Annotated in this window: 18 protein-coding genes and 1 pseudogene; 12 read left to right on the top strand and 7 right to left on the bottom strand. The window is 49.2% G+C overall.

The features are described from left to right. The first annotated feature begins 386 nt into the window (after positions 1 to 386). From K6V26_RS25955 to K6V26_RS25990, 8 genes and pseudogenes are all read left to right on the top strand, one after another. The gene (locus K6V26_RS25955; RefSeq protein ID WP_009859843.1) at positions 387 to 1,151 is read left to right on the top strand and encodes a ParA family protein; all 765 of its coding nucleotides are present in this window, start codon (positions 387 to 389) and stop codon (positions 1,149 to 1,151) included. Positions 1,152 to 1,159: 8 nt separating this feature from the next. Further along, positions 1,160 to 2,044: a ParB/RepB/Spo0J family partition protein gene (locus K6V26_RS25960; RefSeq protein ID WP_195586775.1), complete on the top strand. Its 885-nt coding sequence runs from the start codon at positions 1,160 to 1,162 to the stop codon at positions 2,042 to 2,044. A gap of 21 nt (positions 2,045 to 2,065) precedes the next feature. Beyond that, the gene (locus K6V26_RS25965) at positions 2,066 to 2,788 is read left to right on the top strand and encodes a DUF5683 domain-containing protein (RefSeq protein WP_224264229.1); all 723 of its coding nucleotides are present in this window, start codon (positions 2,066 to 2,068) and stop codon (positions 2,786 to 2,788) included. 7 nt (positions 2,789 to 2,795) lie between these two features. Next, positions 2,796 to 4,322 (top strand): lytic transglycosylase domain-containing protein, encoded by a 1,527-nt coding sequence (locus tag K6V26_RS25970; RefSeq protein ID WP_224264230.1) that lies wholly within the window; start codon positions 2,796 to 2,798, stop codon positions 4,320 to 4,322. Between the two features lie 93 nt (positions 4,323 to 4,415). Then, positions 4,416 to 6,704 (top strand): RelA/SpoT family protein, encoded by a 2,289-nt coding sequence (locus K6V26_RS25975; RefSeq protein WP_224264231.1) that lies wholly within the window; start codon positions 4,416 to 4,418, stop codon positions 6,702 to 6,704. Positions 6,705 to 6,803: 99 nt separating this feature from the next. After that, positions 6,804 to 7,067, top strand: a pseudogene (locus K6V26_RS25980) (flavodoxin domain-containing protein); the annotation flags it as partial. 13 nt (positions 7,068 to 7,080) lie between these two features. Then, positions 7,081 to 7,467, top strand: coding sequence for a DUF2023 family protein (locus K6V26_RS25985; protein ID WP_224264232.1), 387 nt, complete (start codon positions 7,081 to 7,083; stop codon positions 7,465 to 7,467). Between the two features lie 145 nt (positions 7,468 to 7,612). Beyond that, positions 7,613 to 7,780 carry a hypothetical protein gene (locus K6V26_RS25990; RefSeq protein WP_224264233.1) on the top strand — a complete coding sequence of 56 codons (168 nt, stop codon included), beginning with the start codon at positions 7,613 to 7,615 and terminating at the stop codon, positions 7,778 to 7,780. On the opposite strand, the gene K6V26_RS25995 is transcribed toward K6V26_RS25990, so the two are convergent. From K6V26_RS25995 to K6V26_RS26005, 3 genes are all read right to left on the bottom strand, one after another. Further along, the gene (locus K6V26_RS25995; protein WP_224264234.1) at positions 7,777 to 10,089 is read right to left on the bottom strand and encodes a TonB-dependent receptor; all 2,313 of its coding nucleotides are present in this window, start codon (positions 10,087 to 10,089) and stop codon (positions 7,777 to 7,779) included. The genes K6V26_RS25990 and K6V26_RS25995 overlap by 4 nt on opposite strands. A gap of 82 nt (positions 10,090 to 10,171) precedes the next feature. Then, a complete protein-coding gene (locus K6V26_RS26000) occupies positions 10,172 to 10,522 on the bottom strand; it encodes a hypothetical protein (RefSeq protein WP_128132880.1) in 351 nt (116 codons plus the stop codon). A gap of 119 nt (positions 10,523 to 10,641) precedes the next feature. Beyond that, positions 10,642 to 11,370, bottom strand: a complete 729-nt coding sequence (locus tag K6V26_RS26005) for a nitroreductase family protein (protein ID WP_224264235.1) — start codon at positions 11,368 to 11,370, stop codon at positions 10,642 to 10,644. A 252-nt stretch (positions 11,371 to 11,622) separates the two neighbouring features. On the opposite strand from K6V26_RS26005, the gene K6V26_RS26010 reads away from it, so the two are divergent. The 4 genes from K6V26_RS26010 (at position 11,623) to K6V26_RS26025 (ending at position 18,218) form a co-directional block, all read left to right on the top strand. Then, positions 11,623 to 12,777 carry a DUF362 domain-containing protein gene (locus tag K6V26_RS26010; RefSeq protein WP_224264236.1) on the top strand — a complete coding sequence of 385 codons (1,155 nt, stop codon included), beginning with the start codon at positions 11,623 to 11,625 and terminating at the stop codon, positions 12,775 to 12,777. Then, entirely contained in the window at positions 12,774 to 13,538 is a 765-nt protein-coding gene (locus K6V26_RS26015) for a DUF6599 family protein (protein WP_224264237.1), read from the top strand. The genes K6V26_RS26010 and K6V26_RS26015 overlap by 4 nt, the downstream gene beginning before the upstream one ends. Before the next feature lie 468 nt (positions 13,539 to 14,006). Next, positions 14,007 to 14,786, top strand: a complete 780-nt coding sequence (locus K6V26_RS26020) for a DUF4469 domain-containing protein (protein WP_224264238.1) — start codon at positions 14,007 to 14,009, stop codon at positions 14,784 to 14,786. 138 nt (positions 14,787 to 14,924) lie between these two features. Further along, entirely contained in the window at positions 14,925 to 18,218 is a 3,294-nt protein-coding gene (locus tag K6V26_RS26025; protein ID WP_224264239.1) for a T9SS type A sorting domain-containing protein, read from the top strand. 72 nt (positions 18,219 to 18,290) lie between these two features. Here the strand turns inward: K6V26_RS26025 and K6V26_RS26030 are convergent, their stop codons facing one another. Genes K6V26_RS26030 through K6V26_RS26045 form a run of 4 tightly spaced genes read right to left on the bottom strand, consistent with a single transcriptional unit; the run spans position 18,291 to position 24,080 of the window. Continuing rightward, positions 18,291 to 19,481: a PepSY-associated TM helix domain-containing protein gene (locus K6V26_RS26030; protein WP_224264240.1), complete on the bottom strand. Its 1,191-nt coding sequence runs from the start codon at positions 19,479 to 19,481 to the stop codon at positions 18,291 to 18,293. After that, the gene (locus tag K6V26_RS26035) at positions 19,478 to 20,308 is read right to left on the bottom strand and encodes an alpha/beta hydrolase (protein WP_317197510.1); all 831 of its coding nucleotides are present in this window, start codon (positions 20,306 to 20,308) and stop codon (positions 19,478 to 19,480) included. Before K6V26_RS26035 ends, K6V26_RS26030 begins: the two co-directional genes overlap by 4 nt. Before the next feature lie 16 nt (positions 20,309 to 20,324). After that, positions 20,325 to 21,737, bottom strand: a complete 1,413-nt coding sequence (locus tag K6V26_RS26040; RefSeq protein ID WP_224264242.1) for a DUF4374 domain-containing protein — start codon at positions 21,735 to 21,737, stop codon at positions 20,325 to 20,327. A 45-nt stretch (positions 21,738 to 21,782) separates the two neighbouring features. Next, the gene (locus K6V26_RS26045; RefSeq protein ID WP_224265881.1) at positions 21,783 to 24,080 is read right to left on the bottom strand and encodes a TonB-dependent receptor; all 2,298 of its coding nucleotides are present in this window, start codon (positions 24,078 to 24,080) and stop codon (positions 21,783 to 21,785) included. Positions 24,081 to 24,147 lie beyond the last annotated feature (67 nt).

Raw genomic sequence — 24,147 nt, forward strand, 5'->3', positions numbered from 1 at the left:
TATAATCAAAAATAATCATTTCGCGTAATGGTTCTCCTTCGGGAGAGCCATTCAGTAGCCTGCGACGGGTGAACAAGTGGGATGATGAATATTAAGTAATAAAATAAAGTTCTTCTGTCAAGTACTCCTGAGAAGGAGGAACGCAGACACAAAACAAGCCTCTCCGGTTGATATCGGGGAGGCTTTGTATTTTTAAAACTTCGTTATCATTTCCAAAAAAGTATATGCATATTCCTCATTTGGAACAAGTTATTAAATATTCTGTTTATATTTGCAAGTTATCAACAGTTAGGGCGACTTTTCAACAAAACGAGCATTGTTTTGCTAAAACCTGATTTCGTTAGGTTTTTAATGTTTAGTTTTGCCTCCGAATTAATAGACGAAGTATGGGAAAGATTATCGCTTTAGCAAATCAGAAAGGTGGAGTTGGTAAAACAACGACCACGATTAATCTGGCTGCATCCCTCGCTGCACTCGAAAAGAAAGTGCTTGTTGTTGATGCGGACCCGCAGGCAAATGCCTCCTCCGGACTGGGTGTGGATATTCGCAGTGTCGAGTTGTCCATCTATGAATGCTTGGTAAATAGCGAGGATGCAAAAGGTGCCATTATCCCGACCGAGGTGGAAGGACTGGATATTATCCCGTCGCATATCGACCTGGTGGGTGCGGAGATTGAAATGCTGAACATGGAGAACCGGGAACAAATCCTGAAACAGATTCTCGTTCCCCTGAAGGATATGTACGATTTTATCCTGATTGACTGTTCTCCTTCTCTGGGACTGATTACAGTAAATGCCCTTACGGCAGCCGATTCGGTCATAATCCCTGTACAATGTGAATATTTTGCATTGGAAGGTATCAGTAAACTGTTGAATACGATAAAAATTATTAAGTCAAAGCTGAATCCGGCTTTGGAAATCGAGGGATTCTTGCTGACGATGTACGATTCGCGCCTTCGCCTGGCCAACCAGATTTACGAAGAGGTGAAACGTCCGTTCCGCGATCTCGTTTTTACAACCGTTATTCAGCGTAATGTGAAGCTGAGTGAGGCCTCCAGCTACGGCAAACCGGTATTGCTTTACGATGCCGAATCGAAAGGAGCGCTCAATCATATGCAGCTGGCACAGGAGCTGATAGACAAAAACAAATAAGTAGAATTATGGCAGTAATGAAAAGATCGGCTCTTGGCCGTGGATTGGATGCTTTGATCACGATGGACGACCTGAAGACAGGCGGTTCGTCTTCTATCAGTGAGATAGAACTGAGCAAGATTCAGCCCAATCCGGATCAACCCCGTTCCATATTTGAGGAAGAAACACTGGAGGAACTGGCTACTTCTATCCGCTCCCTGGGTGTTATCCAGCCGATAACCCTGAAAGAGATCGGAACCGAGAAGTATATGATCATCTCCGGTGAACGTCGTTACCGTGCCTCTCTGATGGCAGGTCTGGAACAGATTCCTGCCTATATCAAGACGGCAGCCGACGAGAATGTAGTCGAGATGGCGCTGATCGAAAATATACAGCGTGAAGACCTTAACTCGATAGAAATAGCATTGGCTTATCAGAAACTGATAGATAGCTATGGTCTGACTCAGGAAAAACTCAGCGAACGGGTAGGAAAGAAGCGGGCTACTATTGCCAACTATTTGCGCTTGCTGAAGTTGCCTGCCGAGATACAGATGGGCCTGAAAGATAAGAAAATCGATATGGGACATGCTCGTGCCCTGCTGCCGGTCGAAGATCCGGAGGTGCAGCTGGCCCTGTATGAACAAATATTGGCGGAAGGACTTTCCGTACGTAATGTGGAAGAGATCGTGCGGAACGGAGCGGAAGCTGTAGCGACAGAAAAGAAAGAGAAAACAGTCGGACGTAAACCGATGCTTCCCGAAGAATTTAACCTGCTGAAGGATCATTTGTCCCGATTCTTTAATACAAAGGTACAATTGGCGTGCAACGAGAAGGGAAAAGGACGCATCACGATTCCTTTTACCTCGGAAGAAGAACTGGAAAGACTGATCGGTCTGTTGGATAAATTGAAATAAGTTGACGGTAGATTCGTGAGGATGAAATTAAAAATAAGCAGGATACTGTGCTTGCTGGTGGTGCTTACGGGTATCTCTTTATATACAAAAGCACAAGGCAAGGCGGTTATACTCGACGCCGATACGGTTGTTGTTGCACCACCCGACTCAACGGTGCAGGCTGTACTTCAGTCGGCTGACTCTGCGAGCCGGGTAAAGGGCAAGGAAATAGATCTGAAACCGTTCAAACCCAATCCGACAAAGGCGGTTATTTTGTCAGCTATTTTGCCGGGATTGGGACAGATATATAACAAGGCTTACTGGAAATTACCTATTGTATATGGTGGTTTTATGGGCTGTATCTATGCGATAACCTGGAATAACAAGAATTATAAGGATTATTCGACGGCCTATTTTGATTTGATGTATGATGTGAAAAACAATGCGGATGATCCGTCTAAATGGAGTAGTTCATGGACGGATATTGCGAAGAAGAACGGATATGATCCGGAAAAATTTATTACGACTGCATCTTATCAGGATAACATCAAGCGCCGTAAGGACTATTTCCGTCGTTACAGGGATTTGAGTATTATTATCACAGCCGGCGTTTATGCTATCTGTATGATCGATGCTTATGTGGATGCCCAGTTGTTCGACTTTGATATATCTCCTGACCTGAGTATGCGGGTGGAACCGATGGTGATGCCTAAGACCAGTGTCAGTGAACGAATATATGGCCTGAATTGCAGTATAAAATTCTAATTAATACATGAAATACTTATTATCATTACTCTGTTTCTGCTGTTTCGTTACTGTTGCCCGTGCACAGGAAACAATAACTGAAAATGAAGAACCTCAGTATTCGGACCTTTCTGCCGACTCCCTGTCGGTTGATGTCGGTCTGATACCCGAAAGTCTGGATGCGGATGTCGACAGCCTGCTTCACTCCTGGCATGTGCAATACTTTTCCAAGAAAGATGAATATTGCCATGACGATGCCGCAAATGTATGGTTCCCTGACTCTGTCTACCGGGAACGTCTGGAAAGCCTTCCGCGTGTTATTTCCTTACCTTATAATAAGGTAGTACGCGATTGCATTGATTTATATGCCGACCGCCGTCGTAATCTGGTACGTTATATGCTGGGTATGGCGGATTTTTATTTTCCAATCATCGAACAGGTTCTGGATGAGCATGACTTGCCAATCGAATTGAAATATCTGGCTGTGGTGGAAAGTGCCCTGAATCCGGTAGCCTTGTCACGTGTCGGTGCCTGCGGCTTATGGCAGTTCATGCTTCCGACCGGAAAGATTTACGGACTGGAGATCAACAGTCTTGTTGACGAACGTCGTGACCCGGTAAAGGCTACACATGCCGCCTGTCGTTATTTCAAAGATATGTATGCTATTTACGGTGACTGGAATCTGGTGCTGGCTTCTTATAACTGCGGGCCGGGAAATGTCAATAAAGCTATCCGCCGTTCCGGAGGGAAGACGGACTTCTGGGAGATATTCCCTTATCTGCCCAAAGAAACCCGCTCGTATGTGCCGTTATTCATTGCGGCAAATTATATTATGAACTATTATTGCGATCATAATATCTGTCCGATACAGACCAGTATGCCGCTGGCTACCGATACGGTCGTTGTCACAAAAGCACTGCATCTGGAGCAGGTGGCGGATATACTACAAATGGATATTCAACAGATCCGTGCCTTGAATCCGCAATATAAGCGTGATATTATCCCCGGAAACACGGAGCCGTCTGTGTTGAAATTGCCGGTAAACCAGACATATGCTTTCATCGACAAAGAAGATACGATCTATACGCATCGTGCAGAAGATTTGTTGGAGAATTGTCTGGCTTATAATCCGTCCGATAAAGACAGTAGAAAGTCCTCTAACCGCGAAAAGATTACTCATCGTGTCGCTTCCGGCGAAAATATCTATGCGATAGCCGACCGGTATGGAGTGACTCCGAAAGAAGTACGTCAATGGAACGGTCTGAAGTCGAACCGTCTGGCTAATGGGCGGCGCCTGACTTTGTATGTGGATAATGGCGGGGTGGCTTTTGCTTCAACAGCAAAGTCTAAGGCGATACCTAAAACGACTTCTCCTTCGGAAATAGTTGAGAAACAGAGTAATGGCTATGTCTCTTATCAGGTGAAATCGGGAGATTCCCTTTACACGATATCGAAAAAGTATCCCGGTGTGTCGGCAGCTTTGATACAAAAGGCGAACGGATTACCGAATGCAAATATCCGTCCCGGACAGGTTCTGAAAATTCCTGTGGGATAAAACTTGCTATTTTCTTGGCTTCCGTGCTGATTTTTGATGAATATTTGTATATTTGTGGTTACAGACGTTGTATAAAAAGAAGAGGTTGTAACCATGAGTGATGCGATAGACACAAAAGACACAAAGGAAGCTGGTGACATGTTACCCGCTATGACGGCAGACGAGAAAATGATCCAGGATGGATTTAACGAGCTGCTGAAGGACTATCTGAATTCAAATCACCGGAGGAAGGTGGAGCGCATTACTAAGGCGTTCAACTTTGCCAATCAGGCGCATGCCGGCGTGAAACGGCGGTCCGGCGAACCCTATATCATGCACCCCATTGCCGTTGCACGGATTGTTTGCCGTGAAATGGGACTGGGGTCAACTTCTATTTGTTCGGCTCTGCTCCACGATGTAGTGGAAGATACGGAATATACCGTACAGGATATCAGTGATATGTTCGGTCCGAAGATTGCCCAGATTGTAGATGGGCTGACTAAGATATCCGGTGGTATTTTCGGAGAACAGGCTTCGGCACAGGCGGAAAACTTCCGTAAGTTGTTGCTTACCATGAGTGACGATATTCGTGTAATCCTGATCAAAATCGCCGACCGTCTGCACAATATGCGAACCTTGGGTTCGATGCTTCCCGCCAAACAATTCAAGATTGCCGGAGAGACACTTTATCTTTATGCACCTTTGGCTCATCGCCTGGGTCTCTTCACCATCAAAACGGAACTGGAGGACCTGAGTTTTAAATATGAGCATCCTCAGGAATATGATTTTATCGAACAGAAACTGCAAGCCTCCGAGGAAAGCCGTAATAAACTTTTCGAACATTTCGCAATTCCGGTCGATAAGAAACTGAAAGAAATGGGCTTGCATTATGAGATGAAAGCTCGTGTGAAATCAGCTTACTCTATCTGGAACAAGATGGAGAGCAAAGGGATTACCTTTGAAGATATCTATGACCTGTATGCCGTCCGTATCATTTTTGACCCGCTGCCGGGTGTGGATGAAAAGAATATGTGCTGGGATATCTATTCCGCAATAACAGATATTTACCGTATTCGTCCGGATCGAATCCGTGACTGGGTAAGCCGTCCGAAGGCTAACGGATACCAGGCGTTACACCTGACAGTCATGGGCCCCGATGGGCAGTGGGTGGAAATACAGATTCGCAGCCGGCGTATGGACGATATTGCTGAGAAAGGATTTGCCGCACACTGGAAATATAAAGAACACAGCGTAGAAGAAGATACCGAACTCGATAAATGGCTTCAGACAATTACTGAAATCCTGGAAAGTCCGGACCCGAATGCCCTCGACTTCCTGGATACGATCAAGCTGAACCTCTTTACCTCTGAAATATTCGTGTTTACCCCGAAAGGGGATATAAAAACGCTTCCCCAGGGGGCAACCGCGCTTGACTTTGCCTATGCGCTGCATACCAATATCGGTAATAAATGTATCGGTGCGAAAGTAAACCATCGCCTGGTTCCTCTCAGTCACCCGTTGGCCAGTGGAGACCAGGTGGAGATACTGACTTCCCGTTCACAGGAGCCGCAAGCGGAATGGCTTAATTTTGTTACTACGGCAAAAGCCCGTTCAAAGATCGATGCCGTATTGAAGCGTGCCCGTAAGGATGCAGCCAAAGTGGGTGAGGAGAAGGTGATTGCAGCCTTTAAGCGCTCTGATATGGAGGCAAGTACGTCTAATCTGGATAAGTTATGTATGTATTTCGGTTTTTCCAAGCGGGAGGAATTCTTTTATGCCGTGGAAAAGGGTGATGTCACCTTGCCGGAAAATATAAAGAAGCTATTGAAGGAAAAGACCGATAATGTTTTATTTAAGTATGTAAAGCAGGCGTTAGGAGTTGGTTTCAAGAATAATAAGGAGAAAGAAGAGGTACAGAAAGAAGAAAAACCGAAAGCAAAATACGATAAATCGAAACCTTATATCCTTCGTGAAGAAGCATTCGAACGTAATTATGTCATTGCTGAATGCTGTAAACCTATTCCGGGTGACGATGCGTTGGGCTTCATCAACGATGACGGCAATGTGGTTGTTCATAAACGCTCCTGTCCGATTGCCATGCGCCTGAAGAGCAGTTTCGGCGAACGTATCCTGAATACCGAATGGAGTAGCCATAAGAATGCTTCCTTTGAGGCTACTCTCGAAGTGAAAGGTATCGACTCGATTGGCGTTCTGAACACAATCACTAAAACAATCTCCGATGACTTCAATGTAAATATCATGCGTCTGCTTATTGAAGCGAAAGACGGTGTGTTTGAAGGAAAGATTAAGATGAAAGTGCATGATGTGGAAGACATACAGAAGATGTGTGTGACGCTTTCTAAGATAAAGAACATAAAGTCGGTCGGTCGTGTGGCTGATTAATCGGTAGGTATTTTAACCCTCTAAAATACACATTTATAGGTATTGCCTTTATAAGGGAGATATCTGACCTTTGTCTTCGTCAATTAAAAATAGAATAAGATGAAGACAATAGGTATTTTTTACGGTTCTTCAACCGGGACAACAGAGGATATTGCAAAACGTATAGCAGCCAAGTTAGGCGTGGATGCTTCTAACCTGTACGATGTGGCGAAGGCTTCTCCTTCCGATCTGGCAGGTTATGAGGTTTTGATACTGGGTAGTTCTACCTGGGGCGCCGGCGATTTGCAGGATGACTGGTATGATTTCCTTGCCAAGATAAAGAAACTGGATTTATCCGGTAAGTTCGTGGCTATTTTCGGTTGCATCAGTTAGTGCGATGGTAACGGTCAAAGAGAATAAGATTCCCGGAGAGGTAAAAGTTTTTTTGAATCATATCTACGAATATAAAAAGGGGATACGAAGCATGGTTTTATGCACGATCAATAAATCTTATGAAAAGATTGCCACCGATCGTCTGGAAAGCCAGCAGATTTGCTATGTGAAGCAGGATGCCGGTGAGCGGAGTGTGAATATTTATTTCGGCAGACCTGAATGTATTGATGTAATCCGTTTGCTGGTTACCCGTCCTTTGAACTTGCTTACTCCTGAGGAAGATTTTATTCTCGGCGCCTTATTAGGATATGATATCTGCATGCAGTGCGAACGTTTCTGCACAAAGAAGAAACAGGCATTGTCATCCGACCTGGCTGGTATGGTAGGATAGTTTTCCCTAAAATTGTTTATTTACCCCTGTTACCCCGCTTGGGATAGCCGACACCGATACTTATAGAACAAAGACTTTCTGGATTTAACAGGTAGTATCGGCCATCCCAGGAGAACGCAAAGCGTTCTATGAAAGGCATCAGCTGATGAGCGTTAAACGAAGCATCCGTAGAGAGCGTCCGGAGGCTGTGCTGTTTGAGCGCAGCGAGTTCACAGACGACAGCGAACGGAGGATGCGGAGTAGCGAAGCAGGTGCAGCCTTGATCTTTTGGCGACTTTTCCATCAAGGGAAAAGTAGGATCAATTCTTTCTAATAAGAAATCTTAACCCCCGCAAAATAACTTCTCGGTGCGGCCGGTCCGTAGATGTAGGCGGAGTCGCGTTTGCGTCCCTGGTCGAAGTCGGACTGGTAGGCTTCGAAGATATTCTGTACACCGGCGTTTACTTCCAGGTTGATGTCTTTGTAGATGTGGAAGTCGTATGCCAGCTTGATGTTCATGTCGAAGAAGTCCGGTGTTTTGACCGCCTTGTCTATCGGGATATAGCCGGCCAGGTGCTGTACCAGCATGCTTCCGGTATAAGTACCCGACAAAGCTGCCGTGAAATGTTTCAGCGGAGTCAGCGTCGAGGTGAAGTAACCGTAGGTATTGGGAGTGCGGAACATCTTCCGTTCTGTCGGGACATTCTCGTTATCGCTCCATTTCTCCGGCTCGTTGTAACGGCTGCGCTGTAAGGTAACGCCTGCCTGTAAGGACAGCCAGGAGGAGAGAACGCTTTTTCCTTCGAGCGTCAGTCCCATCACTTTGGCTCCCGAACCGTTACGGCGTTCCTTGATGATATTACCCTGCTCGTCTTTACCGATGTCCTCCAACACAAAGACATCGCTCAGGCTGGTGTAGAATCCTTCAATCAGGAAATTTGTCTGGATTCCGTTCTTGAAACGGTGATAGAAGTCGACCGATGTGCTGAGACTCTGCGATTTCTCTTCTTTCAGGTCTTTTGCTCGTTGTATCATCGCAATTTCACCACCTACGGCAGAGATGTGCATATCCTCGTCGAAAGCCTGCGGAGCACGGAAGCCGCTGGAGTAACTGGCACGGATATTGATATCCTCCGTCGGATTGAAACGTACATTGGCACGCGGACTGAATATCACATTATCTATCATATTATGTTTATCCATACGTGCTCCGATCAGGAAACTCCACATTTTGTTTTTCCATTCGTTTTGCAGGAAAAGGCTTTCGATATGGACTTTCTGGTTCGTATAGCGGTTGTAACCTATCATTTCATCTTTCAGATGGTCGTAATTGTATTCCAGTCCGGCTGTCAGGTCCGACGGCATAAACAGGAACTTGTCGAAGCTGTAGGCATACTGTGTTCCCGCCATAAAAGTGAGGTCGGTAGTCTTGCCGTAGGCATTCGGGTCTTGCGCTGTACCGTAATAACTGTCGCGGTCGGTGTTCTGGGCCGAAGTAAAGACGCTGAGCCTATGTTTGTAATCGGAAGAGAAAAGGTCGAACTTCAGGCCCCCGCCGTCGATGGAATGCTCCAGTTGTTCAGCAATATCCGCTTCATGGGGCGGACGGTCCAGCAGGTTACCGCCACGGCGGTACTCGTTCATGTGATGATATTCGAATGTCAGCTTGCTGTAAGTGCTTGTTTTCAGGTAGGAACGGAAACCGACCGTCTGGTTTTTAAGTTTCGGCAGTTCGGTATAACCGTCACCGTCATGGTCGTAGCCGGAACGATGGCGGTTCTGACCGAAGATGTACATGCCGGCTTTACTGTTGTCCGTCACCAGCGAAGCGTTCAGTGTCGTGTTGTTATCAAAAGCCGAACTTCCTCCGATAGAAGAAATCGTATGCGTCAGTTCTCCGGAATTGCGCAATGGCTCCTTAGTAATGATATTGATGGTCCCTGCAATGGCGGAAGAGCCGAATAAGGCTGAACCGCCGCCGCGCATCACTTCGACACGGTCAATCATATTCGCCGGAATCTGTTCCAGTCCGTATACCCCCGAAAGGGCGCTGAAGATTGGGCGTGAGTCGATTAATATTTGGGTGTAAGGCCCGTCCAACCCATTGATACGTACCTGTTGGAAACCACAATTCTGGCAGTTTGTCTCAACACGTACACCTGGCTGAAAATTCAGTCCCTGCGCCAGATTTACCGCATTGGTCGTTTTAAATAGCTTCGAGTCGATGACATTGACCAGGGTGGGAGCCAGGCGCCGCGAAGTCTCGCTCCGGTTTGCCGAGACGACAACGCCGTCCAGGGCAATCCGATCTTCTTCCAACTCGACGTTTATTTCCTGTGTTTTCCCTTTTACCAGGGTCACTTCGCGGGTTACGGTTTTGTATCCGAGATATTTGAATTCGAGTGTAAACTTGCCCTCGGGCAGGTTTTTCAGGAAATAATGACCGGAATTGTCTGTCGTGGTCCCTATGGTCGTCCCTTTCAGCATAACGGTGATGAAGGGCAGGTGTTCGCCTGTCTCTTTGTCCAGTACATGTCCGAATACATTAGCATCCGAAGCGTTCATTTTCTCGTCGTCTCCTGTTGCCCGTGCAACCGTAACGGCACAGCAAAGGCATAGCATAAGTGTTATAATCTTATTCATTTTAATTTGTTCTGATAAATAGGTAATACAAGGGATGTACCTGTTTGAACACAGGCATCCTAACAAAAAAAGTCCGTATGTATCAGATTACAGGAGGGGCACGAAGAGATAACTTTCCCCGTACAGGGAGCAGGTAATCCGGGTAGACCGGATTATTTCTGAGTATAAATAATGTAGTAAGAAAAGCGGCAAGCAGAATCGAAACAAACGCAGCTCCGCTGATTTGAATCGTAGAAAGCTGGTGAAGTAACTGGAACTCCGCGTAACCATGTTCATGGTCCGGCCGGCCGTCGTCCGTTTTATGGTAAGGGTGCGAATGGACTATCGTTACCCCGTTCACGATATGGACGTGGGTAAACGCAATCAGGCATCCCAGATACGCAATAAACAGTGCGGGGAGCGCTATACGCAGATATTTCCTGAACTTCTCCATCACCTTGTTGCAAATATAAGGTATTATACGGTATAAAATGGCAACTCTGGTATTAAATCTGTATTAAATACCTACTGCTAGGTATGAAAACAGGAGCCTCTCCCCGTTTGAAAGATAGATTAAATCCTATGATAAACTTCGTTGAACGGCACTCTGCATCGTTCTCCCCAGATGCCTCTGTTACCTTTTCGGATGCCACATGGAATGACCATATTTATCCCGGCACCGTGCGGTAATTTCAATAGTTTTTTGATTTGTGTACTGTCGAAACCCTCTAAAGGGCAAGTATCGTATCCTTCATTTGCCATGGCAATCATAAATGTCTGGGCAGCCAGTGCACAGGATTTATGAACGACGACGCGCATGTCGCTTTCGGAAACTTCACGTACCATAGGGCGGAAGAGACCGATGCTTTTAGCCAGTATAACCCTTAAAAATCCCAGCAAACCGAAGAACCTGGCATAAAGGAACGGCATTACTTTCCCATAATATAATTCTCTGTCTTTGATACGTTTCTCCTGGCGTTCCTCAGGACTGTTTCGCAGGATATTCCCTTTCTCGAACTCGAGAACGAATTTTGCCCGTTTCTTATATAAGTCCTGACGGGTAACGAAAATAACTATTTCCGGAGCTGTGGAGGCTGCTGTCTGACTCAGACAAGCCTTCGAAATCTTTGCTAATAATTCGGGTTCTGTAATTTGATAGAATTCCCATAATTGCATGTTCGAACTGTTGGGAGCCAGCGTTGCCAGTTCCAGACATTGTTTGACCTTTTCCGGGTCTATCGGTTTTTCTTTATCATATACCCGCACGGAACGGCGGAACTGCAAGACTTCTGCTAAATTCATTTTTGATTCTGTTTAATTAAATAACTTCTTTCTTATCTGATAGATGGTCGCTTACAAGCAACTCTATAATTATAACAAAATTGTGAGTTAATTGTATTATTGAGTTATAAAGAATTCGGTAAAAGTAAATACTTTCTTGTTTGCTACCAATACCTGCGGAAAGCGATTTGTTGTACTAATAACTGTCAAAAGGGGAGATGCACCGGAGAAAATCAATACCTTAGCAGGCTGAAGACTTAATAATGTAATGCCATGAAAAGAAGAAACTTTTTTCGTTCGTTAGCCCTTGGAGGGGCGAGTGTCGCTTTTTCTCCCATCGTGAAGGCTGCCCCTTCGGTGCAGGCGGTCAAAGAGAAGCCGGCAACCAATGTAAAGGATGCCCTTGCCATTCCCCGGAATGAGAACTCCATGCCGGGCAAATATCCCGGGAAAGTGGTAAAAGCGACTCACCCCGGTTGTATTGTCGACGGGCAACCGTCGGAGGAAGCCGCTTATGAAATGCTCCGGAACTGTCTGTTGAACCTGACGGGGAAAGAGAATCTGAAAGAGGCATGGCTGCAATTTGTCGGTCCCGATGATGTAATCGGACTGAAAGTGAATCCGATTGCCGGGAAGCTGCTGTCTACTTCGCACGCTCTGACGCAATCTATTATTAACCAGTTGGAAGAGGCCGGCATCTCCCGGAAAAACATCGTTATCTGGGATAGGCGGGAGGCAGACCTGAAAGAGTCCGGCTTTACCCCGGAGAATTACCCCGATATCCGCATCATCGGTACGGAATACGCCGATGAGAACGGCAGCTATATCAATGCCGAAGGAAAGTTTTACGGGGAAGAACGGATTGACAAGGAGCGATATTACTTTGTTGATTTGGAGGGCGAGTATGATGCCTACACCATGCCGTTCATGATTAATGGCGGAAAATACTCTTACTTCACAAAGATATGTACGGAGATGGTGACGAAAATCATCAACGTCCCGGTGCTGAAGAATGCGGGAACGACGATTACTTCCTGTATGAAGAACCTGGCTTTCGGCTCTATTACCAATACGGCGCGGCTTCACGGCCCGATGTGGCACGACACCTGTGCTTCGGCTTGTGCCTTTCCTCCTTTGCGTGATAAGGTGGTATTGAATATTACCGACGGTATGATTGGCTGTTTCGATGGCGGGCCGGCTGCCAATCCGCAGTTTATCTGTCATTACAATACGATTCTGGCGGGAAGCGACCCGGTGGCAGTCGACCGCATCGGTTATGATATGGTGATTGCCAAACGTATCGAAGAAGGCGTGCAGGAGGAAGAGAAAGCCGGGGCACGTGCCTTTATGGATATGGCACAGGAGTTCAAGTTGGGAGTGGCCGACAAGGAAAAGATAGAACTGGTCGAAATAAATTTGCAGGCATGAAACACGTTATACAGTGGTTGGGGCTTTTGATGTTTATCCCGGCTTTCCTGGCAGCACAGGAGGTTGAGGTGAAAAGGGAGCGCGAATTTACCGGTTCCGGCCTTTATGGTTTTATGAACGGGGGAGCGGAACAGTTTCTCGAATACGGCGTCAGTAAGCTGGTAGTCCGCGATGTCGTTTACGAAGGGCAGGAATATACGGTTGAGATTTATGATATGCCAACGCCGGAGGACGCGTTCGGTATTTATTCGCTCCATGTGTTCAGATGCCAGCGGGCGGATACTTTAGGGTGCATCGATTGCCTGTCGCCTTACCAGTTGCAGGCTGTGGTTGGGAATAAATATGTGTCGGTCGTTTTTCCTTCCGGTTCGGCGGCGGCAAAAAGTAAGGCGGACGCGGTAATTCGTTATTATCTGCCGATGGATGGCAAGGAGAATCCGGCCTTCCCGGAACAGTTGGAAGGATTGTCTCCTTATTCGGGCAAAGTTAAATTTTTCCGGGGACCTATCGGCATATCCGGGGTCAGCACTTCGCTGATGCATTATCTGGAAGGTGTTGCCTATACGGGTGTCTGGTTTGTGGCTGACAAACCTTCGAAGAGCTATCGTGCCTTGGTTTGTGTCAAGGAAAAGGGCGAGATAGATAAGTTAAAAGAAAAAGTCCCTGCCTCCGATATGATCCGGAGTGGGAACGATTTCATTTATCTAACCGGTAAGGAACAGGAGAAGCAGCATGAAGAAGACGGGGATTTCGGGTTCTGAATAAGTTTTCATCATGCCTCCCTTGTTCAGCGTTACGGATGCTTTTCAGACGACGGGCGGTGGGCAATGACGCGGCGGAAGAGTGACGTAGTACATGGAGAACTACGTTTATAATGTGAGCAAATATAAGGATTATTTCGGGGTACGCAACATCTGACAGCTTGTTTTTTAGGGGGATATGAGAATAAAATCTATTAGGGAACGCGGACAGCGCAAACGACGCGGACGCACGCAGAGAAAGATTGAAAATTAAAAAGTCTGCGAGCGTCTGCGTCGTTTGCGTTGTCTGCATCCCCTAATACCGTTGTGTTTTCGTTGTGCTTTGGTACCAACGAGGTACCGAGGAGGGTTTCACAGGGGGATGCTTCAAAAGGAAAAACTGATGTTTTTCAATAGAAATTCTCTGTAAAGTGGTTCATTATCAATAGGAATGCGGGAGTTCTCCATGAACTAAAACAATCAATAATTATGGCAAACGATGAACCCAAAAGGAGAAGCATCATTGGAACGCTGGTCGAGAACAAGCTGACCGAGCGCGAAGACGACTCCACCATCAACATCACTTATGTGGGCCGACGCTCTATCGACGGCCTGTGCAGCCTTGCCGCCAAAGCAGGCAGCAAATTCTCGGCTTCCGAACTGTTGACCGCTTACAAGGATATCGAAAAGCAGGCGAAGGAGGAAGTATACTCAGGTGCTACCGTCGAATTCGGTTTCGCCAACAACTCTTTGGGCGTCGAAGGCGCCGTGATCGGCCCCGGTGCAGGCTTCAATCCCGCAACCAACCGGGTAGTTATGCGCTGCATCCCGCTGGCGGAGCTTCGTAAGGAACTCGATATGATCGACGTAATCATCAACGGAACGAAAGACGGCATGCCGACCGTGACGACCGTCTACGACGTGTTGACCAAGACGACCAACGAGAAACTCAGTCCGGGCAACACGCTCAACGGCAAAGGCAACCGCGTGAAAATTGTCGGCGAGGCAGGCAAGGAAGTCGGCTTCTTCTTTGTCGACGTCACCGACGAAACGAAGGTCGTTGCCGTGCCCGAGACCGTCCTCTCGCGCAACGAACCGTCGAACTTCGCCTTTATCATCCCCGCGCTGGCTGACGGCAACTACTATCTGGAAGTTGCCACGCAGTATGGCGGTAACAGCAAGACCCTCCTCAAAGACGTACGCCGCAGCCGTTTCCCTTACCTGCTGAAGGTAGGTACAGGCGGAAGCGATCGTCCCGAGATTGAGTAACCCTTTTGTTACGGGAGTCGTAACCGACCGTTTACGGCACCCGTAACTGAGCGTTTACGACACTCGTAACTGCTCGGTTACGACTCCCATAAATTTCCGCATCCATCTACACACACTATATTAATATTGATTATGCATATGAAAATAACAGTACAACGACCTTGCGCAGTCCTCCGTTTATTCGCCGGGCTGTTTTTTCTTTTTATGACATTCGCTGCCACGGCAGGCAACCCCGACGACTGGGAGAACAATGCGGCTACCTCCATCGCCAATGTAGACGGGGGCGACGGCACAAGTTTCGATCATCCTATCCTTATCGCCAGCGCGGAAGAACTGGCGTATTTCGCACGGCAGGTGAATGACGGGGGGAGAGAGTTGACGGTTGATAATGGAGGAAGTATAGATAAAAGCAGTACTTCCGGTACTTCCGGCTTCTTCGGCTATTACTTCGCCCTTTCTGCTGATATTGATTTGAAGGGGAAGAACTGGGTGCCGATAGGGAATGGCAGTACTGCCTACTTCTGTGCCCATTTCGATGGGAAAGGGCATAAAGTGAAAGGGTTGAAGGTGAAGATTAAGAGTGATGACACAACTATCGCTGTCTTTGCCGGCTTATTCGGTAATGTCATAAACGGTACGCTTCAAAACTTGGGTGTCGAACTGGCGGATGAGGGGATAGAGGCTGCTTCAACAGGTTACGATGTCTATGCCGGAGGAATAACCGGAAGGATACAAGGTTTCGATGGCGCTGCCACCCTCCGCAACTGCTATGTGGAAGGGAAAGGGGCGATAAAGATAACAGGGACCGGAAACGGAAAGAGTGCTTCTGCCGGAGGAATAGCCGGTGCAGCCGATGCTGCTGGTACCGGTACCGGTTCCCTTACCCTTACTAATTGTTACGCAACAGTTAATGTGGAGGCGACGGCTTCTGATAAGTGCAGGGTCGGTGGTATTGCCGGATATGCACCAGGTCTTTCCTACACCTACGCCACCGGAGACGTGCGGGCACAGGGAGGAACCGAACAATGTGCAGGTGGTATTTGCGGACTCTCTAACGGCAGCAGTGAATTATCCCATAACCTTGCTCTCAATAAGAGCGTAAGCGGGATAGGAGATAATATCCACCGAATAGCATCATCTTATACCTCTACCGTTTTAAATTATCTTTCCAACTACGCCAACCCCGGTGTCAAGGTAAACTACAAAGCAGTATCCGGCAGCACGTCCGACTCGCAGGACGGCGGCAACACCAGCCTTGAAGACTTTGAAAGCGTCCTGAGAAATGCGCCCTCCAACGATAACGCCTGGTCTACCGCCTGGGTATTTCCCGAAGACAACCTGCCGCAACTCCGAATGGCAACGGATGATGGGAAAGGCACTCCCTCCTTTGCAGCCTGGCCTGCCGGTTCCCAGACAGACTACCTGGCAAGCAATTACCTCAATGCCTTTATCTGGTCAGACTATGCGGCTACTTCCATCGCCAATGTAAACGGGGGCGACGGCAAAAGTTTCGAGAATCCTATCCTTATCGCCAACGCGGAAGAACTGGCGTATTTCGCACGGCAGGTGAATGCCAGGGCGAGAGAGTTGAAGTTGGATAAGGGGGAAAGTATAGATAACAGTACTTCCGGTAAATCCGGCTTCTCCGGCTATTGCTTCGCCCTTTCTGCTGATATTGATTTGAAGGGGAAGAACTGGATGCCGATAGGGAATCGTAGCGGCGCCTCCTTCCGTGCCCATTTCGATGGGAAAGGGTATAAAGTGAAAGGGTTGAAGGTGAAGATTAAGAGTGATAACACAATTACCGCTGTTTTTGCCGGCTTATTCGGTGATGTCATAAACGGTACGCTTCAAAACCTGGGTGTCGAACTGGCGGCTGATGGGATAGAGGCTGCTTCAACAGGTAGCTATGTCTGTGCCGGAGGAATAGCCGGAAGGATACAAGGTATCGATGGCGCTGCCACCCTCCGCAACTGTTATGCGGAAGGGGCAGGGGCGATAAAGATAACAGAGACAGGAAACGGAAACGGTGCTTATGCCGGAGGAATAGCTGGTTTTGCAAGTGCAGCCCTTTTCGGTACAGGTTCCCTTACCCTTACTAATTGTTACGCAACGGTGGAAGTGGAGGCTACGGCTTCTAAAGACTGCTATGTCGGCGGTATTGCCGGATATGCATTAGGTACCCTTTCCTGCACCTACGCCACCGGAGACGTGCGGGCACAGGGAGGAACCGAACAATATGCAGGTGGTATTTGCGGAGTCTATAGCGGCGACGGTGAATTATCCCATAACCTTGCTCTCAATAAGAACGTAAACGGGACAGGAGATAATATCCACCGGATAGTATCATCTTATAATAATACTTCTACCGTTTTAAATTATCTTTCCAACTACGCCAACCCCGCCATGCTCCTGAACGGCAACCTTGCCAATAGCTATGACGCCGGTTCGCTGGATGGCGCCGACACCTACCGCGAAACCGTCCGCGAAGACCTGGCAGGCGTTTCGCCCGCCGCTGCCGGATGGGAAGAGGCCTGGGACTGGACGGACGGCACCCGATCGCCCCGCCTGAAGCTGGTCGAAGAAGCTACCGACGGCTCCCTCTCGTATCCCGGCACCTTGCTCGCCGGACAGTCGCCCAACGACGCTTTCGGTACGCTTGCCGCCCTTCCGCTCCTTCATCTCACCCAGGCAACGGGAGGAACCCTGTCGGTAACCGCCGGACAACCGGCAACGCCCCTCAATGATGGCGATGCCGTGCGTCCCGGAACGCCTCTTACGCTCTCTTACAGTACCGGGACGGATTACTTTTTCGAAGGCTTCTTCTCCGGCACCGGCCAGGGCAGCGTCGACACGCCGCTCGGCGGCTCCACCGTCGAGATGCCCCGCGCCGACCTCTGGTTGAGGGCCTCTTTCCGCTACGAAGCGCCCACGCCGCCCGAGCCGGTCTACTACACCGTCACCCTCCCGTCGGTGGAAGGCGTCACGACCGACCCGGCAGCCGGTTCCCACCAGGTCGAATCCTGGGATAACTTCCGCTTCTACCTTACCCTCGACGCGGCCTATGACCAGTCCGTCCCCGTAGTGACGACCGACGATGGCAAGACCATCACGCCGCGCACCAGCGACGGCGCCTATGTGTTGAAGAACGTCTGCAGCGACCTCTCCGTCACCATCAGCGGCATCGTGAAGAATCCCCCGGTAGCGAACGAACCTGTCGCCTCCACCGCCACCCGCATCTTCACCCGCGACGGCCGCCTCTTCATCACAGCCGACCGCCCGATGCAGGCGCAGGTCGTTGCCCTCACCGGCCGCATCGTCCGTAGCCTCGCCCTGACAGCCGGCACGACGCGCATCGATGCCCTCTCCCCCGGCATCTACCTCGTCCGCCTCGACAATGGGACGGTGGAGAAGGTGATAGTCCGCAGGTGATGTCGCACTATGGCACGCAGATGACGCAGATTAAACAGATGAGCGTCATTTGTGTGCCATTTAGCCGGGCGGTTATCTCTTCCTTTTCCGTATCTTCTTCTTAATCCAGAAATAATAACCCGTTATGGCGAAGACTGCACCGAGGAAGGAGACCAGGCAGCTCAGTATCTTCGTCGTCATGCCGCCCCAGGTGCCGGCATGCACGGAATATATCCAGCCTCTTATCTTTCCTGATTTGGGCAGGTCTTTGTATAACTGGATATCGGTGATTTGGCCCGTTGCCGCATCGAATGTGTAACGGTCGCTCCCCCGAGTATTACCGTATCGGGCGGTGGAGACGGAAGCTGAACCGTCCTGGATGGTGATGGAGTTGTATGCCGGATAGCGGTGCTGCAAATCCGATAGAACGCCGGCCCATACCGTATAATCCGTTCTTTTCTGTTGCCTTTCTTTTCTTTCAGAAGAACCGGAACGTTCCGGATGACCGCCTCTCTCCCCGCGACTTCTTTCCCCCGGCTTTTTATCTTCGGACTGTTCCTGTTGGGCGGAAGGGGCCGGAGCATGTACCTGCGGCTGGGTTGTCTCTACGCCGAAAGCCGTATAGAACGCATCCCGGTACCAACCGAACGACCAGGTCAGCCCGGTGAGCGTCAGGACGAGCAGAAGGAGGGTGGAGTAAAAGCCTCCTGCCACATGCAGGTCGTAGAAGAAACGATACCAGCCGGCGTTCGCCTTTATTTTCAAGCGATTCTTCAACGCCTTCCTGTTACGGGGATACCAGATGACAAGGCCGCTTACGAGGATGATGGCCAGTACGAGTGTGGAGTATCCTACAAGCGCTTTCCCCAGTGAAAAGCTGCCGTCGCGTTTATAGGAGTCGAGCAGCCAGCGGTGGAGGCGCATCATCTGCATGAAGAAACCTTGTCCGTCGTTGATGCCGGTGACCTCTGCGGTGTAGGGGTCGATGAAGGCGGCGGCCTTTTTGCCCGGCAGCACCAGTTGGTAGGTACGTTTCGGGTCGGGAGTGACGCGGATACCGTTTATCTTAATGGAGTCGGGGAGTTGTCGCCGGGCTGATTCTATCAATGCGGCCGGCGGGAGCGGTTCGCCCTTCACCTCTTTTACGAAGTAGTGGGAAGGGTGGCAAAGTTCCTGTATCTCCGTTTCAAATACCAGTATTGCCCCTGTCAGGCAGACAATGGCGATGATGATACCGAAGGGTATGGATAACCATAGATGTATTTTAGCAAAGAGTTTTCTCATTTTCCGAATAATTGTTTGATCCCGTCGTATATTCCCGGAATGGCGACTGTTCCGTGGTTCTCTTCGGGGAATGATTTATGAAAGAAACGCAGGTTCTTCGCCTGCGGCAATACCTCCGTGAGGAGGTGGTTTACTTTGTTGAGGTGGATGTCCACCCGGTCGGTCCGTTTCTTCGAAGCGACGCCGATGTACAGGCTTTTACCCGTGAAGTCTTTCCCTTCAACCCATGCGGCAGCTTCCTGCGATAGCTTGCCCTGGTCCCACCACAGGCTCGGGTCGACAGCCAGATAGGTGTCGAACAGCTCCGTATGGCGGAGGAAGGTGTTCAGGGTGAACAGTCCCGCGTAGGAATGGCCTATCAGCATATTCTTTCCGTTCGTCCGGCAGGTGCTGTCGATAACGCCGCGGAGCTCTTCGGTCAGGAAGCGGCTGAATGTTTCGCTTCCGCCGCCCTGGGGAGTGGCATCCGGGGCAATCCGTCCGTCCCGTCCCGCTGCCGAGGCTGTCGGCGTCAGGTCGCGTGTCCGGTCGACGTTGAGCACGCCGATGATGATGCTTTCCGGGAGGTATTTGCCTCTGACCGTTGTAAATGTCCGGCTGATACCTACCAGCGAATGAAAGAAGGCGTCTCCGTCGAGCAGGTAGATGACCGGATATCTTTTCGTTGTATCCTGCTCATAGCCGGCGGGAAGGTGTATCCAGTAGTTCCGTTCCTCATTTAATACGGCAGAGTGGAGAGACTGTTTCTTGCCTATACAAATATCCTCCTGGCTCCGTATGGTTAGCGGGAGCAGGAGGAGTATAAGAAAGATATACATGCGAATCATCTTTCGTTGTTATTGTTTACTGTGCAGCCGTCAGTTTACCGACACCGCTCACCTGTGTAGCTTCGATTGTCAGACCTTTGGTTGCCGAGGCTGTTGCCGGGTCGATTTTGTAGATAGCCGGGTTGCCGCCGCCTTCGTTGAAGGTAACGGTTACGTAAGCGTTGCCTTTTTCAACATACGGTTCGTTGCCGAAGCCGGAAATCTGGTCGGTTGAAGGAAGACCTGTTACGTATGTCAACTTCTTGTCTCCGGCCTTGAAGATAGCCAACTGGTTGGCTACATAGCCTGTTTCTGTGAGAGGTCTGTCGTACATCAGTAACATGAAATAATCGTCTGCGATATGCCAGCTACGGAGGAAAGAGTTACCGTTGGTCAGGGCTTCCAGGTTGCAGTAGTAATCGTCGAACTCAGTGCTTCCGCTGGGGATACGAACGACACCGGCGGGCAGCGTTGTCTTCTGGCGGGCATCGGTCATCGTCTTTGCGAAGCTCGGCGAGAATACATATACGTCACCGTTGTCGGCTGCCCAGATCATTTGGTAATACTGGGATTTGTTACGGCCTGCGGCATAGCTGATTTTGTCTGTTTTGATAAGTTTCTTGCTGGTCATGGTTGCATCGTCGAAGATGGCTACCCAACATTCGTTCGGATACTGTGTCCACTGCAATTCGTCTTTCTTGTAGGCGCTGCTGTTGGAACCACCCGATTCTTTCTTCACCAGGTCTTCGTTGCCCGGCAATACCCATTTGCCGTTCTGGTCTTTTGTACCGTACTGGCTCAGACCCATCGGAACGGCGGCTGTGTAAATCTTGTTGTTGTGTTCCAGCATACCGGACAGGGTTACGTATTCACCGGTGCCCAGGAAGTTTTCAGACAAATAGGCTTTGTTCTGCGTATCGTTGGTGGTGAATGTTTCGGCTGCCGGGTCCAGGTAAGAAAGCAGGAATACTTTCGGGGTGTAACCGTTTTCGTCGTTCCATTCCGTAGGACCGTCACCGGTAGAAGAGGTCATGATATATTTGTCGTAGATGCCATAGGTGGTAAAACGCTTTACACCGAACTCGGCAGAACGCTTCTTCAGTTCGCCGCTGGCATCCATGATATACGAGCGGGTTCCGCCGGCTTCTCCCTGGTTGTATGTCAGGGCGTAGAGATATTGTTCCTTGAAGAATACCCAGTAGGTTGCACCGTCGTTCACAACGCCGTTGTTGATGGTCGTAACGGTACCTTCGTCCAACGATTCGGCGTTGACCAGCACATTGGTTGTATTTCCGGAAGCCGTTACAGAGGCTGCGATTACATATTCCGCGTTGTTGTCATCGTCACCGCCATCACCGCCACCGGTAGATGGATCGTCGTCACACGCTGTCAGTGTCAGTCCGGCCATTGCAGTAGCGAAAAGGCCTGTTAAAAAGAAATTCTTCTTCATCTTGTCTTGTTTTAATATTGTTTATTACTATTTATTTTAGAGAGATTAATTACCTAGATAGACACGGACCTTTCCGTAGAATGCCCGTCCTGCCTTTTGCAGGCTGAAGTTGTCGTATAGCTTTTCGTCCGTGAAGTTGCGGCACTCGAACGAGATGTTGTAACGTCCGTTCTGAAGGCTGTAAGAGAGAGTCAGGTTGTGTGAGAACTGGTTCGGCACCACATATTCGCCCTTATTCGAACCGATGATGGAAGAATAATAGGTGAAGCTGTGCAGGTTCTGATTGTCGTAAGTCACTATCAGCGTGTTGCCTTTCTTCCAGAGGTTACGCCAGTAGAAGGTCACGTCGGAGTCGGCGAAACGGTACGGCAGGTTCGGCATACGCTGTTTATAGGCGATATTGTTTGCGCCGTTGCTGATGGCCGTCTTTTGGTTGTCGCGGACATTCATCTGCGTATAGTTTCCGCCCAGGCTCAGCCAGTTAGCAAAGCTGTAACGGGCGGAGATGTTATAGCCTTTGGTCAGCACCTTGCCGTAGTTGATATAGCTCGCCGCTTGTTTGCCACCGCTCAGGTCGGTGATGTTACGCTGGATATAGTCTTTGGTGTTGCGGTAAATCAAACCGCCTTCCACATACACGTTATGTTTGTTGAATGCTTTGTTGTAGCTTACGTTCAGGTTCAGGTTGTCGCTGTTTTCCGGTTTGATGCCCATGTCGCCCATCTCAAGGTCTTCGTTACCGAACATTTCCTCGATGGTAGGCAGGCGGTAGGCTTTTTCGTAAGACAGTTTGGCCTGCAACCCCGGTAGTACGAAGTAGGTACCGGCGGCCCCGTATCCCATCGAGTTGACGCTGCGGGAGGTGCGGACATATTCTGAACTTGTGTTATCAGTTGCTATCGGACCGGCTACATACTGGTTGTAATGCTTTCCGAAAACGGACAGGTTCCAGTGTTCGGACGGCATCAGGCGGTAAGAGAGGCCGGCAATGTTCTTGCGTGTCTCCTTGTCGATGGCGTCCGTCAGTTCCTCGTTTGTCAGCAGGGAGGTGTTGGAGCGGCGGAAGGCGGTCAGTACGTTGTTGAACGTAAACATATGTGCCTTGCCGATGCGGTAGTTGAGGGTGACCGTACCGTTCCAGTTGTTGTTATCCGAACGGGTGTGCTGGTAGGACTGTTCGCCGCGTGAGTTCATCAGGTGCTTGTCGCCTGCCCAGTTATATTCGTAGGCGGAGGTATCCACGTTGGTCGTCAGGTTCTTGTTGTAATTGGCGGTGAATACCAGGTCGAGACCATCGGTGAACAGGTTGCGTTTGTTGTATTCCAGCGACGGCATCAGGGAATGGCCTTTGCGGTGTTTCTCGCCGTAAACCGTGTTCTGGCGTACACCCGTCTGTATATCCTGGTACATATTGGAATAAGTGAAACCGAACAACAGGCGGTCGGCCCAATTCCTGTTGACAAATCCCAGCTTTCCGATGATGGCTTCGTTATGGTAGGTGTCGTTGAAGCGTTTCACACGTTCTTTCTTATCCGTGTCGAGACGTCCGGTTTCAAAATCCTTTACCGGGGCATCTACATAGTAGTCGTTGTCCGAATAGTTCTGGAAAGCATTGATTTCGTAAGTGAAACCGTTATCCAGCGTCTGTCCGAAGTTGACGTATGATTTGTGCGTATTGAACGAGCCGAAAGAATAGGAGGCGTCGAGGAACCAGTTGCGTCGTTTCTTGTTCGTCACGATGTTGACAACGCCGCCGATGGCATCCGTTCCGAAACCGACGGGAACTACTCCTTTATATACTTCGATGCGTTCGGCGAAATTGACCGGTATATTGTTCAGGGCGAACGAACTGCCTACGCCTTCCTGCGGCACGCCGTCGATAAAGACCTTCACGTGCTTTCCGCTGAAACCGTCGAGCATCAGCTGCATGTCCGAGCCTACACCACCCGATTCGCGGAGTTTCATGCCCGGTGCTTTGGCGAGCGCATCGCTCAGGCTTTTGGTGGAGTTTTGTAGTTCCTTGGTATCTACGGCTATGGCGTTGAAGGCCGAACGTTTCAGGCGGCTGATGCCGTTGGAAACGACTACGACTTCATCCAGTTCTTCCACTTGCGGAGTGATGGTGATATTTTGTTTTACGCGCTGGCCGTTGATAAGCCTAACTTGCTTTTCAACTGTTTTATAGCCGATGGCGGATACAACCAGTGTATAATTTCCTGCGGGAGCTTTGAGATGGTAGATACCTTCTTCATTCGTCGTTCCTCCGTAATTGGTACCTTTCAGATAGACTGTTGCAAAATCAACAATCTCTTTCTCCGTTGATAATATCTTCCCTGAAATCATGGCCTCCCCCTGTGCTTTTACCGTAACCGGCAGAATTACAAGGAATAGTGCAAACATTAGTGTGTTA

Origin of the sequence: Parabacteroides goldsteinii (assembly GCF_020091425.1) — a bacterium.
Taxonomy (GTDB): domain Bacteria; phylum Bacteroidota; class Bacteroidia; order Bacteroidales; family Tannerellaceae; genus Parabacteroides; species Parabacteroides goldsteinii.

What these genes read in the sequence shown, in the direction of transcription:
- K6V26_RS25955 (WP_009859843.1), top strand. Translation starts at nt 387, where the DNA reads ATGGGAAAGATTATCGCTTTAGCAAATCAGAAAGGTGGAGTTGGTAAA.
- K6V26_RS25960 (WP_195586775.1), top strand. Translation starts at nt 1,160, where the DNA reads ATGGCAGTAATGAAAAGATCGGCTCTTGGCCGTGGATTGGATGCTTTG.
- K6V26_RS25965 (WP_224264229.1), top strand. Translation starts at nt 2,066, where the DNA reads ATGAAATTAAAAATAAGCAGGATACTGTGCTTGCTGGTGGTGCTTACG.
- K6V26_RS25970 (WP_224264230.1), top strand. Translation starts at nt 2,796, where the DNA reads ATGAAATACTTATTATCATTACTCTGTTTCTGCTGTTTCGTTACTGTT.
- K6V26_RS25975 (WP_224264231.1), top strand. Translation starts at nt 4,416, where the DNA reads ATGAGTGATGCGATAGACACAAAAGACACAAAGGAAGCTGGTGACATG.
- K6V26_RS25985 (WP_224264232.1), top strand. Translation starts at nt 7,081, where the DNA reads ATGGTAACGGTCAAAGAGAATAAGATTCCCGGAGAGGTAAAAGTTTTT.
- K6V26_RS25990 (WP_224264233.1), top strand. Translation starts at nt 7,613, where the DNA reads ATGAGCGTTAAACGAAGCATCCGTAGAGAGCGTCCGGAGGCTGTGCTG.
- K6V26_RS25995 (WP_224264234.1), bottom strand. Translation starts at nt 10,089, where the DNA reads ATGAATAAGATTATAACACTTATGCTATGCCTTTGCTGTGCCGTTACG.
- K6V26_RS26000 (WP_128132880.1), bottom strand. Translation starts at nt 10,522, where the DNA reads ATGGAGAAGTTCAGGAAATATCTGCGTATAGCGCTCCCCGCACTGTTT.
- K6V26_RS26005 (WP_224264235.1), bottom strand. Translation starts at nt 11,370, where the DNA reads ATGAATTTAGCAGAAGTCTTGCAGTTCCGCCGTTCCGTGCGGGTATAT.
- K6V26_RS26010 (WP_224264236.1), top strand. Translation starts at nt 11,623, where the DNA reads ATGAAAAGAAGAAACTTTTTTCGTTCGTTAGCCCTTGGAGGGGCGAGT.
- K6V26_RS26015 (WP_224264237.1), top strand. Translation starts at nt 12,774, where the DNA reads ATGAAACACGTTATACAGTGGTTGGGGCTTTTGATGTTTATCCCGGCT.
- K6V26_RS26020 (WP_224264238.1), top strand. Translation starts at nt 14,007, where the DNA reads ATGGCAAACGATGAACCCAAAAGGAGAAGCATCATTGGAACGCTGGTC.
- K6V26_RS26025 (WP_224264239.1), top strand. Translation starts at nt 14,925, where the DNA reads ATGAAAATAACAGTACAACGACCTTGCGCAGTCCTCCGTTTATTCGCC.
- K6V26_RS26030 (WP_224264240.1), bottom strand. Translation starts at nt 19,481, where the DNA reads ATGAGAAAACTCTTTGCTAAAATACATCTATGGTTATCCATACCCTTC.
- K6V26_RS26035 (WP_317197510.1), bottom strand. Translation starts at nt 20,308, where the DNA reads ATGATTCGCATGTATATCTTTCTTATACTCCTCCTGCTCCCGCTAACC.
- K6V26_RS26040 (WP_224264242.1), bottom strand. Translation starts at nt 21,737, where the DNA reads ATGAAGAAGAATTTCTTTTTAACAGGCCTTTTCGCTACTGCAATGGCC.
- K6V26_RS26045 (WP_224265881.1), bottom strand. Translation starts at nt 24,080, where the DNA reads ATGATTTCAGGGAAGATATTATCAACGGAGAAAGAGATTGTTGATTTT.